Annotated in this window: 2 protein-coding genes and 1 pseudogene; 1 reads left to right on the top strand and 2 read right to left on the bottom strand. The window is 38.6% G+C overall.

The annotated features are described in order from the left end of the window. Window positions 1-114: pseudogene (locus FTT83_RS15425) on the top strand (IS982 family transposase); the annotation flags it as partial. An 88-nt stretch (window positions 115-202) separates the two neighbouring features. Here the strand turns inward: FTT83_RS15425 and FTT83_RS15420 are convergent. Both FTT83_RS15420 and FTT83_RS15415 read right to left on the bottom strand, forming a co-directional pair. After that, window positions 203-841 carry a hypothetical protein gene (locus FTT83_RS15420; RefSeq protein ID WP_180176828.1) on the bottom strand — a complete coding sequence of 213 codons (639 nt, stop codon included), beginning with the start codon at window positions 839-841 and terminating at the stop codon, window positions 203-205. A gap of 12 nt (window positions 842-853) precedes the next feature. Continuing rightward, entirely contained in the window at window positions 854-4,537 is a 3,684-nt protein-coding gene (locus FTT83_RS15415; protein WP_180176827.1) for an ATP-binding protein, read from the bottom strand. Between the last annotated feature and the right edge of the window lie 353 nt (window positions 4,538-4,890).

The raw sequence follows: 4,890 nt of genomic DNA, 5'->3' as shown, positions 1-4,890 counted from the left end.
CATCGGACTATTTCCGGTTTTCTAGCAGGCATATTTTCATCTTTATGTGCTTATCAACTCTGTCAGAAGAATAAGCCAAAAATTCATGTCGTTAGAAATTTAGCTTATCCGTAACTAGGGTTAAATACAATCGCATTACCGATATTTTCGATGTAGTTGTTGAGCGCTTTCGCCGCTTTGGCTGCCGGATATTCCAACTCACTCATATCAGCTCGCCCTGTTCCGGTTCAAGCATTTCATCGTAATTGATACCATTAAAGGTACAGATGTATTCCAGCTCATCATAAAAGACGGACCACTTTGCTGTCGCAATATAAGTCGTGCCAGTGTTGCCTGTTGGATGTAAATATTGATTGCTGACAAGGTATTGAAGCACAGAGCTAATCTGCTCTTTGGGTGAGGTGGATGCCTTACCTAATTTGATGACCAACTCCTTAAGTTGCGACATAATCAGTGGAGATCGTTCAACCTCAGTGATGAGTTCACCATAAGTCACTGTATCCCCGCATTGCATAATACGGCTATTGTCTTTGATTGAACGGCATAAGCGAAGCCAATCATTTAAGGGCTCCATTTTCGACACAATTTCGCTGAACTGTTTTCTCAGGAGTTCACGGGTTTCTTTGTTCTTGCGACTTTCACTAAAGACACAGTAAAACCCATAATTATCTTTGGTACGGACACACTTTTTTCCCATCCACTCGAGATAATTATTTATTTCCTCCAAGACCAGATCATCCTGGAGCTTGTGGTAGAGATCTTTATGGACATGTTCATCAATAATTCCCCCAGAAATTAAAACATTTACAATGTCAGAAAAAATTGATTTAGCAATTTGCATAATAGGCCCCCACTAGGCTAAAAGCGGATTAGGTTTTTCGTTCTTCTGGGTTTTAAACTTGCGTATACCGAAGTTTCGGTCGATATCATTTTTATGTACAAAACTTTCACTTAATTCACTGGATAAATTCGGCTGAGCACAGACCAGATAAATATTCTGCTTTTGCATCAACTCGAATAATCGCATTGTATTTTGTGAATCAAACTGGCCGATTTCATCGAGGGGTACGTGGATAACTGTATTGATATCTGGACATAGTTTTCGTGTTAAAGCCGTAAAGATAATAATGACAATTAATCGTGACAAGCCAGTGCTACTGCCGGAAAGCAAATCAGAATCATTGTTCACATAGACCTTGCGGTTATTTTCTTCATAGCTAATCCGCAGTTTGACTAAAGAGCGAATATCGTCAGTCTGAACATTCGACTTTTCTAATGCTTTAACAGCTGATTCAAATGACCGTATTAACTTCTCACTCGGTAGTATGAGCTGAGATGATTCCTGGATCGATTCTTCATCTAGATCTTTTTCAAAGCGATCCAACTGTTCATAAACATTGAGGCCATCAAGTACAGAGAGCAATTCAATCTGAATATTCCCTAATGCTGTGAATGGATTGGTTGTATTGGTTTGCTCCGTAAGGTCGTTGGATATCGCCTTCAGCTTGCGGCGGAATTTAGCCAAAGATTGCCCATAATTACGTAAATCATAAGCAGCCAGTTTAAAACTGTTAATCGTAAGGTTTTCTTTTGTAGGGATATCCACCAACAGCATATTTTCGATTTCTTTCATACCGTAAAGATCATATGTGGTGGTGTTGACATTACCTAACAGCGCCATACGGTTTTCCCACTGCTTGTAGAGCTCGAAATCAGTATTCTGGCGTAAAATGCTGAGTACGGTGTTCAGGGATTGTTTCAACTCCTTGAGCTGTTCTTTCTGACGATTGAGATGATCCTCCGTATTGCGGTAAAACCATTCAAAACTTACCGGCTCAGCAACCTCAAGCTGTTCAATCTGCGGGATACCTTCCAGTACTGAATTAACACGGTTTCTTAAAGAGGCTATCTTGGTGTTTTCCTCTTCAACCTGCTGAAGATTGCGTTCAATAAGATTAACTTCATGACGTGAATGTTCTTTGAGTTTTTCGATTTTGACAGTCAGTTTGTCAAAGTTTTGTCTGAAGGCATAAATTTCTTGTTCGAGATTGCCGATTAAGCTGCAGATACCCGTTTTACGTGAATATTCCTGCTCAAACCAAACCTTGTACTGCATCAAGATGGTTTCATAACCTTTCACAATATGGCATTTATGGTTCAGTTGTTTTAGCTGATCCTGTGCCTTTTGATAAACTGCAGTATCCAAACCTTTTTGCTGTAATTCACTATTACGCAAAGATTCCAGATCTATGATTTTATTATTATATTTCTGAACAACAGACTTGGATCTTTCATCCAGCATGGTATTACGTTCTAATTGTTCTTTGATTTTGAAATCATAACTCTGCTGAATTTGGGTTTTTTCGTTGCCAAAACGATCATGAATCATTTGGCGTTCCACATTTAATTGTTCATTGAATAGTTTTAGTCGCTGACGAGCTTGATCACGTTGTCCCTCGGCTAATGTTCTCCGCTCTGTCACATTCATCTGGATTGTTTGCTTATACTGCTCAAATATACGCTGGGTACTATCAAATGTGTCTCGGGACTGACGCAGTTCATTCTGCAGCTTGATGAGGTTCAGCTCAAAGTCCTGAACTGCTTTGGCAGATGCGGCCACTGCTTTTTCCCTGCTAGTGTATTTCTCTTTGGCATCTTGCAGAATGCTAATCGCCTGTGCAAGGCGTTGCTCTAATTCATTGAGTGACTCCGCTTCAACTGGCAGCTCCAGTTTAGAAGTATCAAGATGCAAGCCATAAAAGCCACCAGTTCCGGTTTGCTGTTCTGAATCCCAGTAAGGCTTTAACCCGGTATGCAAAAATAATTTGGGATTAATCAGTTTGGCAATGTTGTGTTTCCAGTTGTCATCGGGACACTGTTTTAGAAAGCTCAGTAATGTATTTTTCTGATACAGGATATCTCTTAACTGATGTTCTGTTTGCGTGGATTTATCTAAATGGCGTTTGGCTGTATCAAAATCTGTCTTGGCTCGAGTGTTCTCACTTTTTAGGCGCAATAAATGAGTGTTCGCCGCGTTGAGTTGTTGCTCCTTGTCCCTCATGGTCTTTTGGAGTGCTTGAAGATTCAGCTGGTACTCTTCAATTTGCTGTTGTTCTTCCTGTGTATGGTTTACTGCTTCAGCAATCAAATTATTGCAATGATCAACCTCATCTTCATAAATTTTGCGCTCTTCCAGTTTACTTTGCTCGAAAGCATTGAGCTCATTCTTTTCAGCCAAAGCCAGTTGATCTACAGCATGAGACCTATCCTGTTGCAAATTGTGTAGTAAATTAGAAACCTCATTCTTACGTTCATGAATAGCAGCTAAATCCCGGTCTTTTTCTTCCAAGGCATTATTTTTAAGTTTTTCAAATTTATGAACAATTTCTTTCAGGTTCTTCTCTAATTCATCCACATAACGGCGGGCATCTTCAGCTTCCTGCTTGTACTTGGCAAGATTATTGAATTCTTCCTGCTTTTTCAGAATATCCTGATTCTTATAATTTTTCTCATTTTCCTCTATAGAGGCCAAAGCATGTTGTAAGCCTTCCAACTCACCTTTTGCACGTGATTCATTTGAGCTATTCGCAATAATCTCATTTTCAATCACCTTTAATTCAGCTCTAGCATGCTCAATAGCTTGGCTTCTCTGATAACGAAGCTGTGCGATTGTCGTATTATTGATCTCTAGTTTTTTGATTGCCTGACCTCGATAAGCCTCCAGTAAAGCGTAAGTCTGCATTAAGGCGCGTCGTTGCTCGATCCCCAGTTGCAGTTTTGGCTTTTCCTTATCGAATTCCCGTAATGTCTGAATATCCGAAATGAGGCTGGAAGAATTCAGCGTATTTGAGCGCTGATTCATCATCTGCTCATTTTCTAAAAAAGCATCGACCAACATGAGCTTGAAGTTATCTAACAAGTTGGTTTTATTCAAGGTGATCTGGGTGGATGCCCCGATATGCTTTAATTCATGGCCTTTGCCGCTAAGAGAGAAAATAGAAGCAAGATCCCTCAGTTTGAAATCACGATTCAGACGTTTTTTATCATTAGTTAGAACCGCTACATAATCCAGACTATTATCGATCTGTTTACTGACGTAATAACCTTTCATTTCAATTTCTTGCAACAGACTTTTTACAGTCTGGTGTTCCTTATGGAATTCTATAGAAGATTTTGAAAAAACAGTCTCAGATGCGCTGCCTTGAATAAAGCGATAGCATTGTTTATCCTGATTACGGTAAAAAACCGCACAGCACAGCCCCATCGGTGTATTGTATTCAAACACAATCATGCTACGTGGATTTGGAAGGTAATAATCTGTAAAACTGAGTTTATTGGCAGAACGATCCATTAATCGATCAGGCCGAGCCCCAAAAAATATTGGGATTAAATTTAAGGTGGATGTTTTTCCTGCGCCGTTTGCACCCGTTAAATTAGAATTCCCCTCACCCAATTCAATTTTTGTAGAATTATTTGGTAAATATGAATCATAAAGATAAATGTTTTTCAAACCATTTAATATATGTAAGTCATTCATTTCACGTGTTTTCCCAAAATATTATAAAAATCTATAAAGAAAATATCATGCTTTATTCTTACTCAAGTACCCCGATATTTTTTTAAGATTCAGTATTCAGCCTAGTCACTAAACACCTTTACAAGAAAGAGCATAAACCCTAAAGATATTATATCAATATAAAAATCAAACATATAATTTTATATTTAAGTAAACTATTAAACTTATGCGGCTTTGTTGCACAAAGAGAGGTGGATCAGGAAATTTGAACAACACCTATAAGTGATATTTTGCTCCCCAAATGATGTTATAAACATCGATATAAGGAGTATTTTATGGCACGTAGACCAAGAAGAAATCATTCAAATGATTTT

Source organism: Acinetobacter sp. YH01018, from assembly GCF_013420295.1.
Lineage (GTDB): Bacteria > Pseudomonadota > Gammaproteobacteria > Pseudomonadales > Moraxellaceae > Acinetobacter.
This window is presented reverse-complemented; position numbering and strand designations above follow the sequence as displayed.